The sequence below is a fragment of the Streptomyces sp. NBC_00057 genome, assembly GCF_045041165.1.
Taxonomy (GTDB): Bacteria; Actinomycetota; Actinomycetes; order Streptomycetales; family Streptomycetaceae; genus Streptomyces.
Genome location: NZ_CP108256.1, coordinates 5482917 through 5504754, shown reverse-complemented (window position 1 = coordinate 5504754; position 21838 = coordinate 5482917). Strand labels below are relative to the sequence as shown.

Here is a 21838-nt window from a genome sequence, read left to right as displayed (position 1 = left end):
GCTCACCCCTCCACCGGGACGGCCCGCGCGAAGCCGCCGTCCACCATCAGGTTCGCCACGGTCTCCAGCTCCGGCGGATTGCCCGCCAGACGCTGCAGGAAGGCGTCGAAGTCACCGCCGCACGGCAGCAGCAGCCGGTCCACCCGCTCCTGCACGTTCCAGCCGTCCTGGTCCCGGGCGTCGTCGTACGCGCAGAACCAGACCGAGCCGACACCGTTGCCCTTCACCTTCACCGCGAGGATGCCGCCCTGGACGAAGCCGACGCCCAGGTAGTCCTTGGTGAGGTGGTCCCGCAGGCACTTGTTGACGTACACCAGGTCGTTCACGGCGGCCTCCTCACGCACCGTGAAGAACGGCTGGTCGACCAGGAGACCGAGCTCCGCGTCGAGCGCCGCACCGACCGGGGCCGAGCCGCCCGCCGCCTTGAGGAAGGAGCGGTAGGCACCGGGCAGCCGGTAGCCGAGGTCCTCCTCGACGCCCAGGATCTGCTGCTCGTTCACCGCGACGGCGCCCTTGGGCAACCGGAAGTGCGGGGGCCGGGTCTCCTGCAGCGGGCGGGTGCCGCGCTTGTTCTGGTCGACCGCGGTGGCGGCGAGGCCGCCGTGGTGCCTGAGCAGCGCCTTGACCTCGACCGGGATCAGCTCCATGCGCCGGCCGCCGGGTACGTGGTGCCAGGTCCAGCCGTGCGGGGTGGCGACGGCGGGAATCGTGTCCCACAGCTCATGGCCGCTCGCCGCCAGCGCCGCGTTGGCCGAGACATAGTCGGTGAGCCGCAGTTCGTCGACGCCGAAGCCCTGCGGGGGCTCGGCGATCTCGGCGGCGGCGCGCGCATACGGCGCGAAGTCCGGGCTGCCGTTCTCGTCCATGCGCACACCTCTGGGGTGGCGGGACGCCCGGACCGGGTCCGGGAAATGCACGAGCTGCCCGGCGTAGGCCGCGTTCGGTGGCGCGGCTTGCTGCCCGAGCCGACCTGTCGTCATGGCGGTTGCCCCCTGCTGCGTCTGACTGGTGAGGACCGACCTGCCCAAGGGGGCGGTCCGGGCACAGCCTATGCGGTGGCGCAAGAGCGGGTCTCGCCCCTACGCCACCCCTCTCCTCTTCCGTCACGAACCGTCACAGCGACGTGACTGACGAGCGATGCTCCTGCCGCTGCCGGGCGACACGGAGGCGCGTTTCCCCGCCCCAGCTTCCCCACCAGCCGGGACATTTGGCAGGCTGTCACCGCAACTCGGGGGCGTGCACATCGCGCAGCTACCGCTGCGGGCACGGGAGGGAAAAGCACCATGCACAGCGCACAAACAGTCACATCCGGGGATCCACGCCTCAGCTGGAGCGCCACCGGAGCCAGCCTCACACCCCGGCTGCACCACCGCCGCGACGGCATCCTGCCCGCGGTGGCCGCAGCGCTGTCCGTACGCGGTGAGACGCTCACCTGCACGGCGGGCAAGGGCGACCAGCCGCCCGTACTGCACCCGCTGGTCCAGGACTTCCTCGACACCCTCACCAGCGGCCAGCGTGAACGCTTCACCGGACGCTGCCCCGAGGCGATACTGCTCTCCCGGCAGCTCACCGCGGCCGAAGCCGGCCGTTCCAAGCGGGCCCAGCGCAAGCCGCTGACCAACGGCGAGGCCCGCCGCGCCCTGAAGCACTCGCGGCTCACCACACGGCGCATCCGTGAGGACGGCGACCCGATGCACGGCAGTTACGCGCCGCCGTGCCGCTCCTGCGAGGCGATGCTCGCCCACTTCGGCGTACGTCCCATCGACCTCACGACCACCGGGGCGGCGACCACCGCCGAGAAGGGCTGACCGCGCGCCGATGCACGACCGAACCGACCTACCCGAACAGGCGGGCCCCGCGGGCCGCGACCGCCTCGCCTCGACCCGCTTCCCCGTCGCCGTCGACGCCGCCTTGCGCGCCGCGGGCTGGCAGCCCGGCCGCTGGGACATCCGGCAGGCCGAGGCGTGGGCCGACGCACTGCGCTCGCACGCGTCGCCCGCCGGTCATCAGCACGCGGTCTTCCCGGCGGCCGTCGAGGCATGGGCGGAGTTCGGCGGACTGCACATCACGGCGTCCGCGCCGGGCCGGCAGATCGCACCGGCCTCGGTGCGCATCGATCCGCTGAGCGGACTGCATCTCGCCCGCACTCTCGGCGACCTCGGCCGGGCGCTGGAGACCGAGGTCAGCCCGCTGGGCGAGGAGGGGGACGGACAGGCTGTCCTCGCGATCGACACGCAGGGGCGCGTGTACAGCATCGATCACACCGGGGACTGGTACCTCGGCCCGGACATCGACCAGGCGCTGGCAACGCTGGTCGTCGGCATCCAGCCGGAGCGCCTCGTCCTGGGCTGAGCGGCCCGATATTCCGGCCTGTCCGGCGATCGAGGACAAGACGGCTCCCGGCCGTGCCCGGTCACGATTCCGCCCCGGCAACCCACCGTCCCGGTTCCGTCCTCAGACGCCGGACGGGCTGGAATCGCCCGCCTGGCGATCCAGGACGAAGCGAGGCCGCAGGGCGGGTCAGGCCGCCCCCCGGTCCGGCAGTACCGCCGACACCCGGAAGCCGCCCGCATCCGTCGGGCCGGAGACGAAGACGCCGCCGAGGCCCAGCACCCGCTCCCGCATGCCGACCAGCCCGTTGCCCCCGCTCGGCAGCCCCGCGTCCGCCGTGGCCGCGTCCGACGGGCCGTTCTCCACCTGCATCGCGACTTCCGAGCCCCGGTGCGCAAGCCTCACCCATGTCTTCGCCCCCGCCGCGTGCTTGTGCACGTTCGTCAGGGCCTCCTGCACCACCCGGTACGCGGTCTGCTCGACCTCGGGCGCGTACGGGCGGGCCTCGCCGTCCACCGAGAGTTCCACCGTCATGCCGGCCGCCCTGGATTCCCCGACCAGGGTCTCCACCTCGTGCAGCCGGGGCCCGTCCTCCGTGGCGGCGGCCGCCGCGGCTGCCGCCGCCCGGCCGACCGAGGCGAGGGGCGGCTTCGCGGACCGGGCCGCCGCGGGCTCCCCGCTCCGCAGCACCCCGAGCATCTCGCGGAGTTCGGTCAGCGCCTGACGGCCCATGTCGCCGACCAGGGCGGCGTTCCGCACCGCTTTCGCCGGGTCCTTCGGCGCGACGGCCTGGAGCGCGGCGGCGTGCACGACCATCAGGCTGACCCGGTGGGCGACCACGTCGTGCATCTCGCGGGCGATCCGGTGGCGCTCCTCCGTACGCGCCCACTCGGCCCGCTCCTCGGCCCGGTCGGCGAGCAGCGACAGCTCCCGCTCCAGCGAGTCCGCCCGCTCCCGAAGGCTCTCCATCAGCCGCCGCCTGGCCCCTATGTAGAGGCCGAACAGCACGGGCGGTGCGGTGAGCCCGAGCGACATGAAGAGGGACAGCAGCGGTACGTACCAGTCGTCGCGCCCGAAGTCGGTCTGCTGGGAGACGCTCTGCCGCAGCCGTACGTACGTGACGATGAACGTCCCCATGAAGGACATCCCCATCAGCACCGCGGTGATTCTGCGCGGTACGTCGGAGGCGGCCAGCGTGTAGAGGCCGACCAGGCCCATCAGGAAGCCCATCTCGGCGGGCGTCGTCGCGATCGACACCAGCACCACGGCGATCGGCCAGCGCCGCCGCACCACCAGCACGGACCCTGCGAGCAGCCCGAACACGACGCCGACCGGCACCGGCAGCCCCGTGCCCCCGGCGAACTCCACCCCTTCCAGTGCGCATTCCAGCGCCGACAGGAGCGCGAGCCCCACGTCCAGGGCGACACTGCGCCGTCGTTCCCACCACCAATAGCCGCGGGTGGTCGTACCCGCGGCTTCCCGGTATGCCCCCGTTGCGGTCATGCCGTCCACCCTACGGGCGGGCGCACCTCATTTTCGGGCGACCTGGACAGCACGCGCATCCGCCGAACAGAGACAGAACAACCACTTATCGCTTGAAATGGTGAATCGATCAGGCTTTCGCACCGGACGTCCGCATTCCGGACGACGCTCGTCGCATGACGGAAATCACGAGCAAGTACGCCGACTTCGAAGGCCTGCGCGAGCAGGCGATCGCCCTGCGCCGGGAGGGCCTCAGCCGCCGCCAGATCCGCGACCGGCTGTTCGTGGACAACAACGACATCCTGAACCGCCTCCTGGAGGGCGAGCCCGCCCCGGAGTGGACGAAGCGCCCGAACGCCAAGGACGACCTTCGCGACAAGGCGCGGGAACTGCGACTCCAGGGCATGACGTACGACCAGATCCAGGTGGAGCTGGGGTGCTCGAAGAGCTCGATCTCGCTGTGGGTGCGGGACCTGCCGAAACCGGAGCCGCGATACACGGACGAGGAACGCCGCGCACTCATGAACGCCGGCCTCTCGCGCCTGCGCGCCACCCAGGACGAAGAACGACGGGAGGCCAAGGCTCGCGCACGCGCCGCGGTCGGCCAGTTGTCGGACCGGGAACTATTCCTCGCCGGAGTAACGCTCTACTGGGCCGAAGGCGCCAAAGACAAGACGTACAGCCGCCGAGAAAGCCTCCAGTTCATCAACAGCGACCCCAACGTGATCGCGCTGTACCTGCACTGGCTCGAACTACTCGGGGTCTCACGCGAGCGCATGCACTTCCGGGTCAGCATCCACGAGTCGGGGGACGTCGCCAAGGCCGAGCGGTTCTGGGCCGAGCTAGCAGGCGTTCCCGCCTCCGTATTCCAGAGGGCGACCCTGAAAAAGCACAACCCCAAGACCATCCGCAAGAACACCACCGAGGCGTACCACGGCTGTCTGGTCATCTACGTCACCAAGAGCGCCGACCTCTACCGTCGCGTAGAAGGCGCTTGGTACGGCATAGTGTTGGGTGCTGGCCCAGCGACCTGACGCAATGTCCGGTTCGGTCCGGTTTTATCCCCCATGGTGTAATCAGGCAGCACTACGGTTTTTGGTACCGTCTGTTCAGGTTCAAATCCTGATGGGGGAGCTTTCGTCCGCGGGCCCCGACCTCACAGGTCGGGGCCCGCACGCATGTCCGCCCCATACCCCCCCGGTATCCTTCGGGTGTCCACCACCCGAAGCCGAAGGGCATTTCCGTGAGCTCCGAACGCCCGGCAGCCGTCGTCGTCCTCGCAGCGGGTGAGGGCACCCGCATGAAGTCGAAGACCCCCAAGGTTCTGCACGAGATCTCCGGGCGCTCGCTCGTCGGACATGTCGTCGCCTCCTCCCGTGAACTGGACCCAGAGCACCTCGTCGTGGTCGTCGGCCACGGGAGTGAGCAGGTCAGCGCGCATCTCACCGCCGTCGACGACCGGCTGCGGACCGCCTACCAGGCCCAGCAGAAGGGCACCGGAAACGCGGTGCGCGTCGGTCTCGACGAGCTCGGCGGGACCGTCGAGGGCACCGTGATCGTCGTCTGCGGCGACACCCCGCTGCTCTCCGGCGAGACGCTCACCGCGCTCGCCGCCACCCACACGGCCGACTCCAACGCCGTCACCGTGCTGACCGCCGAGGTCCCGGACTCCACCGGCTACGGCCGGATCGTCCGCGACCCGGCCAGCGGCGCGGTCACCGAGATCGTCGAGCACAAGGACGCGACCGACGCCCAGCGTGCGATCCGGGAGATCAACTCCGGGGTCTTCGCCTTCGACGGCCGGCTGCTCACGGACGCCCTCGGCAAGGTCCGTACCGACAACAGCCAGGGCGAGGAGTACCTCACCGATGTGCTCTCCATCCTGCGCGAGGCCGGACACCGGGTCGGCGCCTGTGTCGCCGACGACCACCGTGAGATCCTCGGCATCAACAACCGGGTCCAGCTGGCCGAGGCCCGGCGGCTGCTGAACCAGCGGCTGCTGGAGCGGGCCATGCTCGCCGGTGTGACCGTCGTGGACCCGGCGTCCACACTGATCGACGCCACCGTCACCTACGAGCGGGACGCGATCGTGCACCCGGGCACCCAGCTGCTCGGCAGCACGCATCTCGCCGAGGACGCCGAGGTCGGCCCCAACTCCCGGCTCGCGGACACCGTTGTGCACGCGGGCGCCCGCGTGGACAACACGGTCGCGGACCGGGCCGAGGTCGGCGAGGGCGCGACGGTCGGCCCGTACGCCTATCTGCGGCCCGGCACCAAGCTCGGCCCGAAGGCCAAGGCCGGCACTTATGTGGAGATGAAGAACGCCACGATCGGCGAGGGCACCAAGGTCCCGCACCTGAGCTATGTCGGCGACGCGACGATCGGCGATCACACCAACATCGGTGCCGCCAGTGTCTTCGTGAACTACGACGGTGTGGCCAAGCACCACACGACGATCGGCTCACACTGCCGTACCGGGTCGGACAATATGTTTGTGGCGCCCGTCACGGTCGGGGACGGCGTCTACACCGCGGCCGGCTCGGTCATCACCAAGGACGTACCGTCCGGTTCGCTGGCTGTCGCCCGCGGCCAGCAAAGGAATATCGAGGGCTGGGTGGCCCGCAAGCGTCCGGGAAGTGCCGCCGCGCAGGCAGCTCAGGCCGCCTCCCCGGAGCACGACGGCGAAAGCTGACCGGAAACAGGTACGCCACGTACGGCGTACCGTGATAGATGCTCACCCCATTTCGGCTGGCTCGTTGCACATCGGGACGCATGCGTGCAGCGCCAGGAACACGTCTGAGGAGACTGTGCTGTGACCGGGATCAAGACGACCGGCGAGAAGAAACTGATGCTCTTCTCCGGCCGCGCCCACCCCGAGCTGGCCGAGGAGGTTGCACACCAACTGGGTGTCGGCCTCGTGCCGACGAAGGCCTTCGATTTCGCCAACGGTGAGATCTACGTCCGCTTCCAGGAGTCCGCCCGCGGCGCCGACTGCTTCCTGATCCAGAGCCACACCGCTCCGATCAACAAGTGGATCATGGAGCAGCTCATCATGCTGGACGCGCTGAAGCGCGCCTCGGCCCGCTCCATCACGGTGATCGTGCCGTTCTACGGCTACGCCCGCCAGGACAAGAAGCACCGCGGCCGCGAGCCGATCTCGGCCCGTCTGGTCGCCGACCTGATGAAGACGGCGGGTGCGGACCGCATCCTCACCGTCGACCTGCACACCGACCAGATCCAGGGCTTCTTCGACGGCCCGGTCGACCACCTCTTCGCGCTGCCGATCCTGGCCGACTACGTCGGCGCCAAGGTCGACCGCTCGAAGCTGACGATCGTCTCGCCGGACGCCGGCCGCGTGCGCGTCGCCGACCGCTGGTGCGACCGCCTGGACGCCCCGCTGGCGATCGTCCACAAGCGCCGTGACAAGGACGTCGCCAACCAGGTGACGGTCCACGAGGTCGTCGGCAACGTCAAGGGCCGGGTCTGTGTCCTGGTCGACGACATGATCGACACCGGTGGCACGATCTGCGCCGCCGCCGACGCCCTGTTCGCGCACGGTGCCGAGGACGTCATAGTGACGGCCACGCACGGCGTGCTCTCCGGTCCGGCCGCGGACCGTCTGAAGAACTCCAAGGTCAGCGAGTTCGTCTTCACGGACACCCTGCCGACCCCGGGCGAGCTGGAGCTCGACAAGCTCACGGTGCTCTCGATCGCCCCGACGATCGCCCGCGCGGTGCGCGAGGTCTTCGAGGACGGCTCGGTAACCAGCCTCTTCGAAGAGCAGTAGGCAGCACCGCTCGGAAGATCCACTTTGGGCACGGCCTCCCCGCCGGGTAGACTCACTGAGTTGCTCGGCGAGGGAGGCCGTACTCATGTGTACGGCGGTCCGTTATCGACGCGCTCTTCGTAGCAGGCCTGTCGTGGGCCGGGTGACCGTCCAAGTTCCGTCACCCTACGAGGAGTGCAGTCATGGCTGAGGTCAAGCTCGCCGCCCAGGTCCGTACCGAGTTCGGCAAGGGCGCCGCCCGCCGCACCCGCCGCGCCAACCTGGTTCCCGCGGTCGTCTACGGCCACGGTGCCGAGCCGGTTCACATCAACCTGCCGGGCCACGACCTGATGATGGCGCTCAAGACCGCCAACGTCCTGATCGGTCTGGAGATCGACGGCAAGGACGCCCTGGTCATCCCCAAGGCCGTGCAGCGCAACGCGCTCAAGGGCAACATCGAGCACGTCGACCTGCTGACCGTCAAGCGCGGCGAGAAGGTCAACGTCGAGGTCGCCGTGCACGTCGAGGGCGAGCTGGCCCCGGGCGGCAACCTCCTGGAGTACGTGCAGAACACCCTGCTCGTCGAGGCCGAGGCCACCCACATCCCCGAGTCCGTCACGGTCTCCGTCGCGGGCCTGGACGCCGGCGACTCGATCCTCGCCAAGGACGTCCCGCTGCCCAAGGGCTCCGTGCTGGCCGGTGACGAGGACGCCATCGTGCTCCAGGTCGTCGCCGCGCAGGCCGAGGAGCCGGCCGCCGAGGCCGCCGAGGGCACCGAGGGCTGAGCCTCGCCTTCCCTGCTTCACTGACGGGGCGGCGGTTCCTTCTTCGAGGGCCCGCCGCCCCGTTTCCCTGTAACCGGGCCATCCGGAACCATCCGTACGCGAGGAGACCGAGCGCAGATGTCCGACGCCACCGAACCCTGGCTCATCGTGGGCCTCGGCAACCCCGGTCCCGAGTACGCGGCGAACCGGCACAACGTCGGTTTCATGGTCGCCGACCTCCTCGCCGAGCGGATCGGCGGGAAGTTCAAGCGTGCGCAGAAGGCCCAGGCTCAGGTCGTCGAGGGCCGCATGGGACCGCCGGGACCGGAGAACCGCCGGGTGATCCTGGCCAAGCCGATGTCGTACATGAACCTCTCCGGCGGCCCCGTCACCGTGCTGCGCGACTTCTACAAGGTGCCGACCGACCACATCGTGGCGATCCACGACGAGCTGGACATCGACTACGGGGCACTCCGGCTGAAGCTGGGCGGCGGCGACAACGGACACAACGGGCTCAAGTCGATGACCAAGTCGATGGGCGCCGACTACCACCGGGTCCGGTTCGGGATCGGCCGGCCGCCGGGCCGGATGCAGGTCGCGGACTTCGTGCTGAAGGACTTCTCGTCCACCGAGCGCAAGGAGCTCGCCTACCTCGTGGACCGGGCCGCCGACTCGGTGGAGTGCCTGCTCGCGGAGGGTCTGGAGCGCGCGCAGAGCGCATACAACTCCTGAACACCCGCAGCAACGGTCGCAGCACGCACAACTCTGACATTCCCGCCGGTACCCCGGCGAATTTCGGCCACAAGTTGACCAAGTGTGCCGCTCTGCCCAAGGATCGCTCCCCATGAAGCGGAGTTCCCCCCACCGCGCCCTGGTCCATGCCCGCAGCGCCGCCATGGGCTGTGTCGTCCTGCTGCTGCTCGTCGCGGGCGTGCTGTCCTCCTGGGACTCGGCGCACCACATCGTTCTGGCCAAGGGCCGTGAGCACGGCACGATGACCGTCACGGGCTGCGGCGCCGATGTCTGCACCGGGCCGTTCGCGCCGTCCGGTCAGGCCGCCGCGCGCCCCCGGGTGACGATCGAGAAGTCCGTCGCGGCGCGGAGGGGCGATCGCTTCCCCGTCGTCGTGAAGCCCGGCACGGACGATGTCGTACGCACCGGAACACCCGGCTTCCTGCATGCCTGGGTGCCGCTGGGCGGTGCGCTGTTGCTGGCCGCCCTGGTCATCGGCGGCGGTATGCGGCTGCCCCGGATCGCCTGGGGCACCGGGGTCGCGGGCGCGACCCTGCTGGTGGCGACGTTCTTCGCCCTCTGAGCAGGGCCGCACCCGCGTCCGGGGACTCAGCCGGTGTTGCGCAGACCCGCGGCGACACCGTTCACGGTGAGCAGCAGGGCCCTGGCGAGCAGCGGGTCCGCTTCCGCGCCGCGTGCCGCCGCCTCGCGCTGGCGGGCCAGCAGCGAGACCTGGAGATAGGAGATCGGGTCCAGGTAGGCGTCCCGGATGGAGAAGGTCTGCTGGAGCACCGGGCTGGTGCCGAGCAGTTCGGAACTGCCGGTGACCCTCAGGACCTCCTGGACCGTGAGCGCGTGCTCGGCCTCGATGTCGGCGAAGACATGCTTCAGCTCGTCCGGGACGAGTGTGTCGACATAGTGGCGGGCGATCCGCAGATCGGTCTTGGCGAGCGTCATCTCCACGTTCGAGATGAAGTTCCGGAAGAAGTGCCACTGCTCGTGCATCTCGTCCAGAACGGTGTCCAGACCGGCCTCGCGCAGCGCCTTGAGCCCGGAGCCGACGCCGTACCAGCCGGGCACGATCTGCCGTGACTGGGTCCAGCCGAAGACCCACGGGATGGCCCGCAGCCCGTCCAGACCGGCGCCGGAGTCCGGACGCCGCGACGGACGCGACCCGAGGTGCAGCTCGGCGAGCTGGTCGACCGGGGTGGAGGCGAAGAAGTACGCGGGCAGGTCCGGGTCCTCGACCAGCCTGCGGTACGCGGCGTGCGCGGCGTCGGAGACGGTGTCCATCGCCGCGTCCCAGCGGGCCAGGGCCTCGTCGGACTGGCGGGGCGCGGTGTGCAGCGCGGAGGCCTGGAGGGTGGCCGCGACGGTCAGCTCCAGGTTCTCCCTGGCGAGCGCCGGGATGAGGTACTTGTCGGAGATGACCTCGCCCTGCTCGGTCACCTTGATCTCGCCTTCGAGGGTGCCCCACGGCTGCGCGAGGATCGCGTCGTGCGAGGGGCCGCCGCCGCGGCCGACGGTGCCGCCGCGGCCGTGGAAGAGCCGCAGCCGTACGCCGTAGCGGTGCGCGACGTCACGCAGTCGGCGCTGCGCCCGGTGGATCTCCCACTGCGAGGTGGTGATGCCGCCGAACTTGGAGGAGTCGGAGTACCCGAGCATGACCTCCTGCACATCGCCGCGCAGCGAGACGAGGCGGCGGTACGACGGGTCGGCGAGCATCTCGTCGAGGATGACGTCTGCGGCGCGCAGTTCGTCGGTGGTCTCCAGGAGCGGCACGATGCCGATCTTGGCCCAGCCGCCGTGCAGGTCGAGCAGTCCGGCCTCGCGGGCCAGGACGGCGGCCGCGAAGACGTCGTCGGCGCCCTGGCACATCGAGATGATGTACGACTCGATGACCTCGGGGCCGAACCGCTCGAAGGCTTCCTTGATGGTGTGGAAGACGCCGAGGGTCTTCTCGCCCGCGGCGTCCAGCGGGGCCGGGGTCGGGGCGAGCGGGCGGCGCGAGCGCAGCTCCTTGGCGAGCAGCTTCTGCCGGTAGTCGCGCGGCATGTCGGCGTAGCGCCAGGACTCCTCGCCGAGCCGGTCGAAGAGCTGGCCGAGGGCGTGGTGGTGGGCGTCCGCGTGCTCGCGTACGTCCATGGTGGCGAGCTGCAGGCCGAACGCGGCGAGCGTGCGGATCGTGCGGTCCATCCGCCCGTCGGCGAACAGGCCGCCGCGGTGCTCGCGCAGCGAGGTCTGGATGAGTTCCAGGTCGGCGATGAGCTCGGCGGTGCCGAGGTAGTCGCAGCCGGGGCGGTGCGGGGTGCCGCCGGCGAGGCGCTCGCGGGTGTTGACGAGCTTCTGCCGGATGCAGGTGGCCTTGAGGCGGTACGGCTCCTCGGCGTTCAGCCGCTTGTAGCGCGGGCTGATCTCGGGGAGGCGCTCCAGGTCGGCCTGGAGCGAGGTCAGCAGCTCGTCGGTGGCGCCGGTGTAGCGGATGGAATTGGACAGCTGCCCGCGCAGGTGGTCGATGAGCTCCAGCGCGTCGGTGATGCCGTGCTCGTGCTGGAGGATCAGCACTTCCCGGGTGACGGCGGGCGTCACGTTGGGGTTGCCGTCGCGGTCGCCGCCGATCCACGTACCGAAGGTGAGGGGGCGGGTGCCCGCGGGCAGCTCGACGCCGACTCGCTCCAGCTCGGCCGCCAGGTCTTCGAGTACGTCCCCGACGGCGCCCGTGTGCAGCTCGTCGAGGTAGTAGATGGCGTTACGGGCCTCGTCGGCCGGCTCGGGCCGGACCACGCGCAGCTCGTCGGTCTGCCAGATGAGGTCGATGTTCTCGGCGAGCCGAAGATCCTGGCGGCGCCGGTCGGCGTCGATGACGGGCGTCTCCAGCAGCTCGGCGATGCGGCGGAGCTTGTTCAGCACGGAGCGCCGCGCGGCCTCGGTCGGGTGCGCGGTGAAGACGGGCCGTACGTTGAGGTTCTTGACGGTCTCGCGCAGGTGGACCGGGTCCGCGTCCTTCAGCCGGTCGGCGGTACGGGCGAGGAGACCGCCCTCGGCGGCGCGCCGGTCACGCATCTCGTGGGCGCGGTGCACCTGCTCGGTGACGTTGGCGAGGTGGAAGTAGGTGGAGAAGGCGCGCACGAGCTGCGCGGCGGTCTCCAGGTCCGTGTCGCCGAGGAGCTCGGCCGCGGCCTCACCGTCGGTGCGGGTCAGGGCGCGGACCCGCTCGACGAGGTCGAGGAGCTCCTGGCCCTCCTGGCGTACGAGGGTCTCGCCCAGCAGATCACCGAGGCGGCGGATGTCGGCGCGCAGCTCGGGGCTGGCGGCGGGGGTCTGGTCGGCACTGCTCACGGTGTGCGGCTCCTTGCAGTGGTTGAGCACGGGGATCTCCGGGGCCTGGTGCTGACGACACCCCGGGAAGCAGAGTGCGGACCGCGCTGTCCGACCCCACCAGGATAGGTGTCCACGCCGTCGGCACCGCTCGCGCCCCGATCGGGTTTCCCCTTCACGGGCGGCCCGTCGCGCTCTCGTACAGCGGGCCTCCGCGCTGCCATACTTACGTAGCCGTAGGTTACGGATGCGTAGCCAGAGCTGTCCGTCGTATTCCTCATCCCCAGGGGACTCCCCATGAACACCCGCCCCGCTGTGATCGACGACACCCAGCCATCGGCGGCCGACGGTCAGGTCCTTCCCTCGGCCACGCTCGGCGGGGACAACAAGCGGTCGGTCGAACAGATCGCCCTTCTGCTGTTCATCGTGGTGCCGTTCGTGGCGCTGGTCGCCGCGGTGCCGCTGGCCTGGGGCCGAGGCGTGAGCCGGCTCGATCTGGGTCTGCTCGTGGCGATGTACTTCATCGGCTGCCACGGCATCACGATCGGCTTCCACCGCTACTTCACCCATGGCTCCTTCAAGGCGAAGCGCCCGCTCCGCATCGCCCTGGCCGTCGCGGGTTCGCTGGCCGTGGAGGGCCCGCTGGTGCGCTGGGTGGCCGACCACCGCAAGCACCACCACTTCTCCGACGCCGAGGGCGATCCGCACTCGCCGTGGCGTTTCGGCGAGACCCTCCCCGCCCTGATGAAGGGCCTGTGGTGGGCGCACATCGGCTGGATGTTCGACGAGGAGCAGACCCCGCAGCAGAAGTACGCCCCCGATCTGATCAAGGACCCGGCGATCCGCGGGATCTCCCGCCACTTCCCCACCTTCACGATCGTGTCGCTGGCGTTCCCGCCGCTGGTCGGCGGTCTGGTGACGATGTCGTGGTGGGGCGCGGCGACCGCCTTCTTCTGGGGTTCTCTCGTACGGGTGGCCCTGCTGCACCACGTCACCTGGTCGATCAACTCCATCTGCCACGCGGTCGGCAAGCGCCCCTTCAAGTCCCGTGACCGGTCCGGCAACGTGTGGTGGCTCGCGGTCCTGTCCTGCGGCGAGTCCTGGCACAACCTGCACCACGCGGACCCGACGAGCGCGCGCCACGGCGTGATGAAGGGCCAGACCGATTCGAGCGCCCGGCTGATCCGCTGGTTCGAGAAACTGGGCTGGGCGCACGACGTGCGCTGGCCGGACTCCGCCCGGATCGACTCCCGCCGTATCGACTCCCGGCGCGACGCCGCGCGCGCCGACGCGGCATGATTGACGACGTGGCGACCGACTCCAGCACCAGCAGCGAGAAAAACCGTCCCCCCTCCGCCCGGCGCACCCGCCGGGTGAGGATGACCGGCAAGGAACGCCGCGAGCAGCTGCTGGACATCGGCCGCACCCTCTTCGCCGACAAGGGCTTCGAGGGCACCTCGGTCGAGGAGATCGCGGCCCGGGCCGGCGTCTCCAAGCCGGTCGTCTACGAGCACTTCGGCGGCAAGGAGGGCCTGTACGCCGTCGTGGTCGACCGCGAGATGCGCCAGCTCCTGGACATGGTCACCGGCGCCCTGACCGCGGGCCACCCCCGCGAACTCCTGGAACAGGCGGCGTTCGCCCTGCTCGACTACATCGAGACGTACACGGACGGCTTCCGTATCCTGGTCCGCGACTCCCCCGTCGCCCAGTCCACGGGTACCTTCGCCTCCCTCATCAGCGACATCGCCACCCAGGTGGAGGACATCCTGGGCCTGGAGTTCAAGGCCCGCGGCTTCGACCCGAAGCTGGCCCCGCTGTACGCGCAGGCACTGGTCGGCATGGTCGCCCTGACCGGCCAGTGGTGGGTCAACGCCCGCAAGCCGGAGAAGGCGGAGGTCGCGGCTCATCTGGTGAACCTGGCCTGGCACGGCCTGGAGAACCTGGAGTCGAAGCCGCGGCTGATGGGGCACCGCAAGAGCTGAGGGGGCGGCGCGCAAGGGCCGTCCCGAGCGGTCAGCCGGATCAGTTCGAACGGGGCAACCGGAGCTCAGTGGGACCTTCAAGGCCGAAGTGATCGCGGCCGCGAGGGCTCACGCAATGGCGGCGATGTCACCGTTGTCGAAGTAGATCGCCTGATGCAGCTGCCCGCCGAGGGCTGCGGCGTACCGGGCGAGTACTTCCTGTCCGGAAATCTTGCCCTGTTCGATCTGGGAAACACGCCCCTTGGTGACCTCCATCCTCTCGGCGACCTGCTCCTGTGTGAGGCCACGCGCCCGTCGGATCTCAGCCAGCCGGTACCCGAGGACCTCGGCCAGAAGCTCCTGCTTCCCCTTCGCCACAGCAGCCTCACCGCCGGCACGTTCGACGTGCTCGGCGCGGATGTCCTTCCAACGTGCATAACCAGTCATGCCGTGTCCCCTTCCTCTTCCTCTGTACGGGACTGCAAATAGATCGCGTAGCGCTGCTCAGCCAGCGGGATCGCTTCGTCGTACCACTCATTCCAACGACCGCGCTTGTCTCCCGCCACCAGCAGAATGCTGCATCTCCACGGATCGAAGGCGAACAAGATTCTCGCCGTGCCCGGGCGCAGCTCCTTGAGATTCTTCACCGTGGAATCGGTGATCGTGTCGACCAGCGGGCGCCCCAGGCCGGGGCCACCCTCGGCCAGAGCGTCGATCGCTTGCACCACCCGGGTGTGCGCAGCGTCGTCGAGGCGATCGATCCACTCGCGCACCTCATCGACGATGTAGATCTCCCACTCGTCCTCCGTCATACAGAAAGTATAGCGATAGGTATACCCGGGTCGGGGTGCTGAAGGGGTGGACGGGGCGGGTGATCCCGGCAGGACGCTCCGCGCTGGGCCGTACGCCACCGATCACCCCCCATCGACGACCAGGCCACCGCCCTGGCGCGGCCCCATCCGGGTCTTCGACGGCGCAAAGAGGTCAACCTCGAGATCGCGCTGATGGACGCCTCCGCGACGGAGGCGGCGGAGGCCAAGTCCCCCGGCGAGCTGGTTCGGGAGATCGCGGTCGACCTGCACGAGGCGCTCACGGAGATCGACGCACCGGCCAAGTCCCTGGGCGTGAAACTGCCCGCCCCGGCCGCCCGCGAGTGACACAGGACAACGAAGCGGACCGCCCCGGCTGGGGCGGTCCGCTTCGTGTTGTTCCAGAGGCGGTCGCGTCAGACGGTCCGGTCCAGCCCACTGCCCTTGGCTCCGCCAAGAAACGCAGCAAACGCGTCGCCGGGTGTAGCCGGCACAGGGCTGCGCGCGACCTTCGAATCCCGGATACCGGTCATGCCTGCCACGAAGGCCACGTCGACGCATTCCCTGTCGCCCGAGCTGTAAGTGCTCGTGGCCCAGCGCGATCCGCGCGAGTCAGCTTGCGCTCTCACGTCAGCTCCTCGCCCTTCACACCGTTCACGAACGCGGTGAACGCTTCCGCAGTCACAGGGAGTACGGGCCCCCGCGTTGCTTTCGAGTCCCGGACCCCGACCCACAACCTGGCGAATGCGACCTCCACACACTCGTTGTCGGCTGCGCTGTAGCTGCTCTTCGTCCAGTCCGTAGCAGCGAACTGAGCATCGGTTGGTGCGTTGTTCATCGGATCAGCTCCTGTCGTGCTGCGGCCAGCAGTTCGACGCTGTTCGACGTATCGGCCGCTTGGGATCGCAAGTAATCAAACATCAGCTTGTAGCTCTGCACTTCGGTGGGTGCGTCGAGATACAAGCCGCGCTTGTGCAGTTCGAGGTAGACCACGTTCATGCTGTTGAGCGGATTCTTCTCGTCGTCCCGTCCAAGGATCAGAAAGTGTCCGCCGGACCCTGCGGCGTGAGCCCCCGCGGCAAACTTGAGCACCTGGATGTCCACGTTGGGACGCTGGGCCATGGCGCTCAGGTGGTCGATCTGCGCGGACATCACGTCCGGACCCCCGATAGGGCGGCGGAGAACAGCGTCGTCAAGAACGACCCACAAGTGAAGGGCGGGCGAGCGCTCCAGAATCGCCTGACGCTTGATTCGTGCGTCGACCTTGTCTGCGATCACGTCCGCGTCCGCCCGGACGTCCTGCACCCGGTGGAGCGCAAGCGCGTAGTCAGGCGTCTGGAGCAGCCCGGGAACCAGTGCGTTGGCGTAGACGTGCTCGTACTCGGCCACGTCTTCAAAGGACATCAGCGGGTCCATGACTTCAGGCAAACCGGGGTGATCCATCCACCAGCCGTTCTGCTGGTTGCGGGACCAGCCTCGCCACCCGCGCCACCGCCCTGCTGCGAAGCCTCTTCGCCCCACGCGGCCGGCACCGTGCCCTGCACCCCTCCCCCACACCCCCGCAGGCCGCCTCCCCAGGCTCCCGGCCCGGGCCGTACGCCACCGACACCCCCATCGACGGCCGGGCCACCGCCCTGGTCCGCCCCTACCTGCTCACCCCCGAGCAGCGCAGCCGCCGCCGGGCGCTCTGGCTCGCGACGTACGGCATCGACGTCGGCCCGCGCCGCATCCACGGTATGGAGGTGGCGCGGTGATCCGGCTGCTGCCCTGGACCGGGGCAGACGGGAAGCCCAACTACCTCTCCACTGACGGCACCGGCCCGTTGTCCCGGCTCGCCGACCAGATCGAGTACGTACAGCTCGGCCTCGCGGGCAAGCTCCTCGACCACGTACGAGTCGTACTCTCCGGCGCCACACCGGAGACCTCGGAACTCAGGCTCCTGACCTCCCAGTTGGCCGACGCACTGCGCGACGCCCTGCTCATCGCCGAGAGCCGAGGCGCCCGCCTCGCCCCGGTGGACACCAATGAGGACCAGTGAAGGAGGTGCGGTCATGCCGCCGCTCATCGAGATCGTCCACAACACCCTCGCGCACTGCGCCACCGCTCCACAGGCCCTGGGCCTGGTCTCCTTACCCGGCGGAACCCTCGCGTCAGCGAGCGCGGCCCGCTGTTACGTAACGACGACGGCCCGGACCTGGAGACTGCCGCCGGATGCGGTGGAAGCTCTGGAACTGATCACCGGAGAGCTCGCCGCCAACGCCCTGGAGCACAGCGCAAGCCGCTCCATCACCGTTGTGCTGTCCCGTACCGCCCGGACGGTCGTCGTCGGAGTGATCGACGAAGGGCGGGGCAGCGCCACCGCAGCGGGCACACCACCGCCGGATCAGGAGGACGGACGCGGGCTGCTGATCGTCGGCGCGCTGGCCTCCCGTTGGGGTCAGCGTCGCGCATGCAGCGGTCTCATGGTCTGGGCCGAGGTCGACACCGGCCCGGCGTCACTCCTTGTGATGACGCCGCTCGATTCCGACCGCTACCGTGAGGGAGCAGGCCCAGAATCCCGCCCATGGGAGGAATCATGACCGCCGAGCCGATCGCCGGGCACAGCAGCCGCTGGCCGGTGCCACCCCAGGACGGATACACGGTGGACGATCTGTTCACCTTGCCCGATCTCCCGCCGCACACGGAGCTGATCGACGGGAGCCTGGTTTTTGTGAGTCCACAGCGAGACTTTCACGGCACGGTGATCGATCTGTTGATGGCCGGGCTGCGTGGCACGGCGTCACCCGCGGTGAAGATTCGCCGCGAGATGACCGTCGTGCTCGACCGACGCAACGGCCCGGAGCCGGATATCTCCGTCGTCCGTGCCGAAGCCGTCACCGGCCCCGAACTGACCCGCTTCCGGGCCGCCGACGTCCTCCTCGCCGTCGAGGTCGTCTCCCCCGACTCCGAGGCCCGCGACCGCAACGCCAAGCCGCAGAAGTACGCCGCGGCCGGTATCCCGAACTTCTGGCTGGTCGAGATGGCCGGCACCGACCAGCACCCGGTGGTGCGGGTCTACGAGCTGGACCCGGTCTCCAAGGCGTACGCCCTGACGGGAATCCACCACGACCGGCTCAAGACGGGTGTTCCGTTCCCGATCGACATCGACATCACACGGGACGCACTCAAACAGCTCTGACCGCCGGGCACGGGCCACTGTGCCCCGCCGGCCTTACTGGGCGAACACCGCACCGGCACCTCTGTCGGTACCGTACGAAGACCGAACCACCCGCACCGGAGGTCACCGTGAGCGCCCAGCCCGACAGCCCATACGGACCGCTGATTCCCATGCCTGAACTCACGCCTGATGCCCTGCGGGCTGCGGTTGCCCGGATCGCCCCCAGCCGCATTCCCGCGCTCACTCAACACCTTTTCGAGGCTACGACGAACGCACAGCAGACGCAGAGCCTCGCTCCGCTACGGGCGTTCGTCCACTCCTGGGCCGTGTTCGTGGCAATCGAGCGGCATCCCGTGCACGCCGCCCGGCTGCATGCACTGGAGCGGGTTGTGAACGCGGGCGAGGAAGACCCGACCGAAGCAATCACCGAGATACAGCGTATCCGTGAGACAGCCGAGGCGGAGGCCGGACTGCGGTGACCGGCTGGACGTGGGACTACAACCCCAGCGCGGAGTACATCACTGGTGGACTACCGCCCGGCGTCGTGGCGGAAGTCGAGCGGCTCGCCACTGAGCTCACCGCGCTCGGGCACGACGCGGTGAAGGTCGGAAGGCCGCTCGACAAGGAAGGAGGTCTCAGAGAGTTCGACCTCATGGGCGGGCGCGGATTCATCAGCTTCCTCGCCGTCCCGCGCCACGAGTGCGTCTACATCTGCAACGTCACCTGGTACGGCTGAGCCCTGCCGCTCGTCAGGCAACCGGCTCCAGGAACTCCAGCCGGTTGCCCACCGGGTCGTGGCTGAAGAAGCGCCGGTGCCCCGGCAGTTCGTCGTCCCAGCGCACCTCGGCGCCGTGCTTCTCCAGTCGCGTCGCGTATGTCTCGATGTCCGTGACGCGCAGGCCCGGGTGGGCCTTCCTCGCCGGGTGGAAGTCGGGGTCGATGCCCACGTGGAGCTGGACCGGGCCCGCCTCGAACCAGCAGCCGCCGCGGGCCGCGAGGGCGGGGGGTTTGGCGATTTCCGTCATGCCGAGGGTGTCCGCGTAGTACGTGCGCAGCGCATCCTCCGAGCCTTCGGGGGCGGCCAGCTGGACGTGGTCGACGGCGGCGATCATCGCGTCTCCTTGCGGGCCACGGCGAAGATGCGGCGGAACGGGAACACCGTGCCGTGCGGGCCCTTGGGGTAGGCGGTGCGGAGCTGGTCGCGGTATTCGGCGAGGAACGCTTCGCGGGCCTCGGGGTCGTCGGCGAGGGCGGTCAGGACGGGGCGCAGGCCGGTTCCCTTGACCCAGTCGAGTACCGGGTCCTCGCCGGGCAGCAGATGCAGGTACGTGGTCTCCCAGACGTCCGCCGTGATGCCGGGGGCCGTCAGCGCGTCGAGGTAGGCGGCGGGGCTGAGCACCGCGTCGGCGTGGCGCAGCTCGCCGGCCAGACGGTCGCGCCAGCGCGGGGACCCGGCGAGTTCCCGCATCAGGACATGGCTGGGCTGGTCGAAGTTGCCGGGGACCTGGAAGGCGAACGTGCCGCCGGGGGTGATCGCGTCCAGCCAGGCCGGGAAGCGGGTGGTGTGGTCCGGGACCCACTGGAGCAGGGCGTTGGAGACGATCAGGTCGTACGGCTCCGCGGGGGTCCAGGTCGTGGCGTCGGCCTCGGCGAAGTCCAGGAGGGGGCCGGCGTGCGCCCGGGCCCGCTCCAGCATCTGCGGGGAGTTGTCGTAGCCGGTGATCCGGGCCTTCGGCCAGCGGTCGGCGAGGAGGGCGGTGACGTTTCCCGCTCCGCAGCCGAGGTCGGCGACACGGGGCGTGGCGGCGGCGGCCGGAGGCTCGGCGATGCGGGCCAGGAGGTCGTGGAAGGGGCGGGTGCGATGGTCCGCGTGGCGCAGGTACTGCTGCGGATCCCAGGTGGGTGCGGTCATGGAACAAGGATCACGCCGGAAGTATCTTGATGTCAAGACACTCGAATTCAAGAGACTTCATGTCGACAGACCCTCTACACTGATCCACATGGAGGACGAGGTCGACCGACTGGTTGCTGCATGGCGCCGCGAGCGCCCCGACCTCGACGTGGAACCACTCGAGGTGCTCAGCCGCGTCTCCCGCCTGGCCCGCCATCTGGACCGGGCCCGCCGGATCGCCTTCTTTGAGCACAATCTGGAGCCGTGGGAGTTCGACGTACTGACGTCGCTGCGCCGTGCGGGTGATCCTTATCAGCTGTCCCCCGGCCAGCTGCTCACCCAGACCCTGGTCACCTCGGGCACGATGACCAACCGCATCGACCGGCTGACCAAGAAGAACCTCGTCGAGCGGCTCCCCGACCCCAGCGACCGCCGCGGCGTGCTGGTCCGGCTCACCGCCGAGGGGCGCGACAAGGCCGACCAGTCACTGGCCGGCCTGCTCGCCCAGGAGCGCGCCATCCTGGCTGAACTCTCCACCCGGCAGCGCGGTGAACTGGCTGGACTGCTACGCCAGTTGACTGCTCCGTTCGACAACATCCCCTAGGCCCCGGGCCGGTTCCAGATCGACCGGTCCGACACCCGCCCGCCGGGCCAGCGCGACCGCCGCCAGCGTGGAGTGCACGCCGAGCTTCCCCAGCACGTTCTGCATGTGCGTACGCACCGTGTGCGGGGAGAGGTAGAGCCGCTCCGCCACTGCCTTGCGGCCCAGGCCCGCCACCATGCAGCGCAGCACCTCGCGCTCGCGCGGGGTCAGTGACTCGACCAGCTCCTCGCTCTCGGTGCGGTGCTTGCGCGCTGCCGTCAGCTCCCGCAGCACGCCCGTGAGCAGGGCCGGGGGCAGATGTGTCTCGTCCCGCAGCACCCCCCGGATGACCGTGAGCAGCCGTTGCAGCGAGCAGTCCTTGGCGACCCATCCCGAGGCCCCGGCCTGCAGCGCCAGCGCGGCCCGGTGCGGGTCGTCCTTCTCGGCGAGCACCACCGTATGCACGGAAGGCCGGCCCGAACGGACCCCGGCGACCAGCGAGATGCCGTCCACCGGGCCGTTCTCCCCGCTGCGGGGGACCGGGACGGGTGCCCGGCGCTCCCTCGCCGCGGCCAGGATGCCCAGTTCGGCATCGACCAGCATCACGTCATAGCCTCGCCCCTCGGCGGCCGCCCGTTCCAGACATCGCAGCGCGGCGGGGCCACTGCCCGCCGCCGCCACCTCGACGTCCGGCTCGGCCGCGAGCGCCGCTGCGAGCGACTCGGCGAAAATGCGGTGGTCGTCCACCACGAGAACCCGGATACGAACCACAGGCACCCCCATGCTGCCTCTGTTGCTGGGCCACCCCCGGCCCACCGAAGGGACGGAACGGCGCGGGTACGGCCGCCCGGATCGGGGAAATGGACCGCAGTCCCACGGCCGCCGCCGTGTTTCGACTGCAACCCGCCCCGGGCGCCGTACCCGACTGTCTCGTACCCCTGAATCAGCACCGGCCCCCACCGGTGCTGTGCATCAGGGTACGTCCGGGGCGCCGGTACGGAAGGAAATTCGCAGAACTGACAGGCTCTGCTCCGTAGGCTGTGT

Annotated in this window: 28 protein-coding genes; 17 read left to right on the top strand and 11 right to left on the bottom strand. The window is 69.7% G+C overall.

Annotation, left to right across the window (positions count from 1 at the left end; translation table 11 throughout):
• Positions 1-2 precede the first annotated feature (2 nt).
• Positions 3-980, bottom strand: a complete 978-nt coding sequence (locus tag OG953_RS25975; protein WP_405687243.1) for an SMI1/KNR4 family protein — start codon at positions 978-980, stop codon at positions 3-5.
• A 303-nt stretch (positions 981-1283) separates the two neighbouring features.
• Between OG953_RS25975 and OG953_RS25970 the strand changes: the two genes are divergently transcribed.
• Both OG953_RS25970 and OG953_RS25965 read left to right on the top strand, forming a co-directional pair.
• Positions 1284-1808: a YwqJ-related putative deaminase gene (locus OG953_RS25970; protein ID WP_405687242.1), complete on the top strand. Its 525-nt coding sequence runs from the start codon at positions 1284-1286 to the stop codon at positions 1806-1808.
• A 10-nt stretch (positions 1809-1818) separates the two neighbouring features.
• A complete protein-coding gene (locus OG953_RS25965; protein ID WP_405687241.1) occupies positions 1819-2352 on the top strand; it encodes an SUKH-3 domain-containing protein in 534 nt (177 codons plus the stop codon).
• 168 nt (positions 2353-2520) lie between these two features.
• Here the strand turns inward: OG953_RS25965 and OG953_RS25960 are convergent, their stop codons facing one another.
• On the bottom strand, positions 2521-3834 hold the full coding sequence (locus tag OG953_RS25960; protein ID WP_405687239.1) for a sensor histidine kinase: 1314 nt from the start codon (positions 3832-3834) through the stop codon (positions 2521-2523).
• A 155-nt stretch (positions 3835-3989) separates the two neighbouring features.
• Here OG953_RS25960 and OG953_RS25955 point away from each other — a divergent pair, with 155 nt between their 5' ends.
• From OG953_RS25955 to OG953_RS25930, 6 genes are all read left to right on the top strand, one after another.
• Positions 3990-4847, top strand: a complete 858-nt coding sequence (locus OG953_RS25955) for a hypothetical protein (RefSeq protein WP_405687238.1) — start codon at positions 3990-3992, stop codon at positions 4845-4847.
• A gap of 209 nt (positions 4848-5056) precedes the next feature.
• Entirely contained in the window at positions 5057-6505 is a 1449-nt protein-coding gene (glmU, locus tag OG953_RS25950; RefSeq protein ID WP_405687236.1) for a bifunctional UDP-N-acetylglucosamine diphosphorylase/glucosamine-1-phosphate N-acetyltransferase GlmU, read from the top strand.
• Between the two features lie 120 nt (positions 6506-6625).
• Complete coding sequence (locus OG953_RS25945) at positions 6626-7600, top strand: ribose-phosphate diphosphokinase (RefSeq protein ID WP_405687235.1); 975 nt, start codon at positions 6626-6628, stop codon at positions 7598-7600.
• Positions 7601-7782: 182 nt separating this feature from the next.
• Entirely contained in the window at positions 7783-8364 is a 582-nt protein-coding gene (locus OG953_RS25940) for a 50S ribosomal protein L25/general stress protein Ctc (protein ID WP_405687234.1), read from the top strand.
• A gap of 117 nt (positions 8365-8481) precedes the next feature.
• The gene (pth, locus tag OG953_RS25935) at positions 8482-9075 is read left to right on the top strand and encodes an aminoacyl-tRNA hydrolase (RefSeq protein WP_405687233.1); all 594 of its coding nucleotides are present in this window, start codon (positions 8482-8484) and stop codon (positions 9073-9075) included.
• Positions 9076-9187: 112 nt separating this feature from the next.
• Positions 9188-9658, top strand: a complete 471-nt coding sequence (locus tag OG953_RS25930) for a hypothetical protein (RefSeq protein ID WP_405687232.1) — start codon at positions 9188-9190, stop codon at positions 9656-9658.
• 26 nt (positions 9659-9684) lie between these two features.
• Here OG953_RS25930 and ppc read toward each other — a convergent pair whose 3' ends face one another.
• Positions 9685-12414 (bottom strand): phosphoenolpyruvate carboxylase, encoded by a 2730-nt coding sequence (gene ppc, locus OG953_RS25925; protein ID WP_405687231.1) that lies wholly within the window; start codon positions 12412-12414, stop codon positions 9685-9687.
• A gap of 276 nt (positions 12415-12690) precedes the next feature.
• Here ppc and OG953_RS25920 point away from each other — a divergent pair, with 276 nt between their 5' ends.
• Together OG953_RS25920 and OG953_RS25915 are read left to right on the top strand one after the other, a co-directional pair.
• Entirely contained in the window at positions 12691-13692 is a 1002-nt protein-coding gene (locus OG953_RS25920; protein WP_405687230.1) for an acyl-CoA desaturase, read from the top strand.
• Complete coding sequence (locus OG953_RS25915; RefSeq protein ID WP_405687229.1) at positions 13689-14375, top strand: TetR family transcriptional regulator; 687 nt, start codon at positions 13689-13691, stop codon at positions 14373-14375. The genes OG953_RS25920 and OG953_RS25915 overlap by 4 nt, the downstream gene beginning before the upstream one ends.
• 108 nt (positions 14376-14483) lie before the next feature.
• On the opposite strand, the gene OG953_RS25910 is transcribed toward OG953_RS25915, so the two are convergent.
• Both OG953_RS25910 and OG953_RS25905 read right to left on the bottom strand, forming a co-directional pair.
• Positions 14484-14801, bottom strand: a complete 318-nt coding sequence (locus OG953_RS25910; RefSeq protein WP_405687228.1) for a helix-turn-helix domain-containing protein — start codon at positions 14799-14801, stop codon at positions 14484-14486.
• Complete coding sequence (locus OG953_RS25905; protein ID WP_405687227.1) at positions 14798-15166, bottom strand: type II toxin-antitoxin system RelE/ParE family toxin; 369 nt, start codon at positions 15164-15166, stop codon at positions 14798-14800. Before OG953_RS25905 ends, OG953_RS25910 begins: the two co-directional genes overlap by 4 nt.
• Before the next feature lie 192 nt (positions 15167-15358).
• On the opposite strand from OG953_RS25905, the gene OG953_RS25900 reads away from it, so the two are divergent.
• Positions 15359-15511: a hypothetical protein gene (locus OG953_RS25900; protein WP_405687225.1), complete on the top strand. Its 153-nt coding sequence runs from the start codon at positions 15359-15361 to the stop codon at positions 15509-15511.
• Positions 15512-15579: 68 nt separating this feature from the next.
• Here the strand turns inward: OG953_RS25900 and OG953_RS25895 are convergent, their stop codons facing one another.
• Genes OG953_RS25895 through OG953_RS25885 form a run of 3 tightly spaced genes read right to left on the bottom strand, consistent with a single transcriptional unit; the run spans position 15580 to position 16579 of the window.
• On the bottom strand, positions 15580-15792 hold the full coding sequence (locus OG953_RS25895; protein ID WP_405687223.1) for a DUF397 domain-containing protein: 213 nt from the start codon (positions 15790-15792) through the stop codon (positions 15580-15582).
• On the bottom strand, positions 15789-16001 hold the full coding sequence (locus OG953_RS25890; protein WP_405687222.1) for a DUF397 domain-containing protein: 213 nt from the start codon (positions 15999-16001) through the stop codon (positions 15789-15791). Before OG953_RS25890 ends, OG953_RS25895 begins: the two co-directional genes overlap by 4 nt.
• Positions 15998-16579, bottom strand: a complete 582-nt coding sequence (locus tag OG953_RS25885) for a DUF5753 domain-containing protein (RefSeq protein ID WP_405687221.1) — start codon at positions 16577-16579, stop codon at positions 15998-16000. Before OG953_RS25885 ends, OG953_RS25890 begins: the two co-directional genes overlap by 4 nt.
• Positions 16580-16913: 334 nt before the next feature.
• Between OG953_RS25885 and OG953_RS25880 the strand changes: the two genes are divergently transcribed.
• The 5 genes from OG953_RS25880 (at position 16914) to OG953_RS25860 (ending at position 19056) form a co-directional block, all read left to right on the top strand.
• Positions 16914-17201, top strand: coding sequence for a hypothetical protein (locus OG953_RS25880; RefSeq protein WP_405687219.1), 288 nt, complete (start codon positions 16914-16916; stop codon positions 17199-17201).
• A 13-nt stretch (positions 17202-17214) separates the two neighbouring features.
• Positions 17215-17742, top strand: a complete 528-nt coding sequence (locus OG953_RS25875; protein WP_405687218.1) for an ATP-binding protein — start codon at positions 17215-17217, stop codon at positions 17740-17742.
• Complete coding sequence (locus OG953_RS25870) at positions 17739-18341, top strand: Uma2 family endonuclease (RefSeq protein WP_405692063.1); 603 nt, start codon at positions 17739-17741, stop codon at positions 18339-18341. The genes OG953_RS25875 and OG953_RS25870 overlap by 4 nt, the downstream gene beginning before the upstream one ends.
• Positions 18342-18490: 149 nt before the next feature.
• On the top strand, positions 18491-18799 hold the full coding sequence (locus OG953_RS25865) for a DUF6247 family protein (RefSeq protein ID WP_405687217.1): 309 nt from the start codon (positions 18491-18493) through the stop codon (positions 18797-18799).
• Entirely contained in the window at positions 18796-19056 is a 261-nt protein-coding gene (locus OG953_RS25860; RefSeq protein ID WP_405687216.1) for a hypothetical protein, read from the top strand. Before OG953_RS25865 ends, OG953_RS25860 begins: the two co-directional genes overlap by 4 nt.
• A 13-nt stretch (positions 19057-19069) precedes the next feature.
• On the opposite strand, the gene OG953_RS25855 is transcribed toward OG953_RS25860, so the two are convergent.
• Positions 19070-19432 (bottom strand): VOC family protein, encoded by a 363-nt coding sequence (locus tag OG953_RS25855; protein WP_405687215.1) that lies wholly within the window; start codon positions 19430-19432, stop codon positions 19070-19072.
• Positions 19429-20232, bottom strand: a complete 804-nt coding sequence (locus OG953_RS25850; RefSeq protein WP_405687214.1) for a trans-aconitate 2-methyltransferase — start codon at positions 20230-20232, stop codon at positions 19429-19431. Before OG953_RS25850 ends, OG953_RS25855 begins: the two co-directional genes overlap by 4 nt.
• 88 nt (positions 20233-20320) lie before the next feature.
• Between OG953_RS25850 and OG953_RS25845 the strand changes: the two genes are divergently transcribed.
• Positions 20321-20815 carry a MarR family winged helix-turn-helix transcriptional regulator gene (locus OG953_RS25845; protein WP_405687213.1) on the top strand — a complete coding sequence of 165 codons (495 nt, stop codon included), beginning with the start codon at positions 20321-20323 and terminating at the stop codon, positions 20813-20815.
• Here OG953_RS25845 and OG953_RS25840 read toward each other — a convergent pair.
• Positions 20777-21565: a LuxR C-terminal-related transcriptional regulator gene (locus tag OG953_RS25840; protein ID WP_405692062.1), complete on the bottom strand. Its 789-nt coding sequence runs from the start codon at positions 21563-21565 to the stop codon at positions 20777-20779. The genes OG953_RS25845 and OG953_RS25840 overlap by 39 nt on opposite strands.
• Positions 21566-21838: the final 273 nt, after the last annotated feature.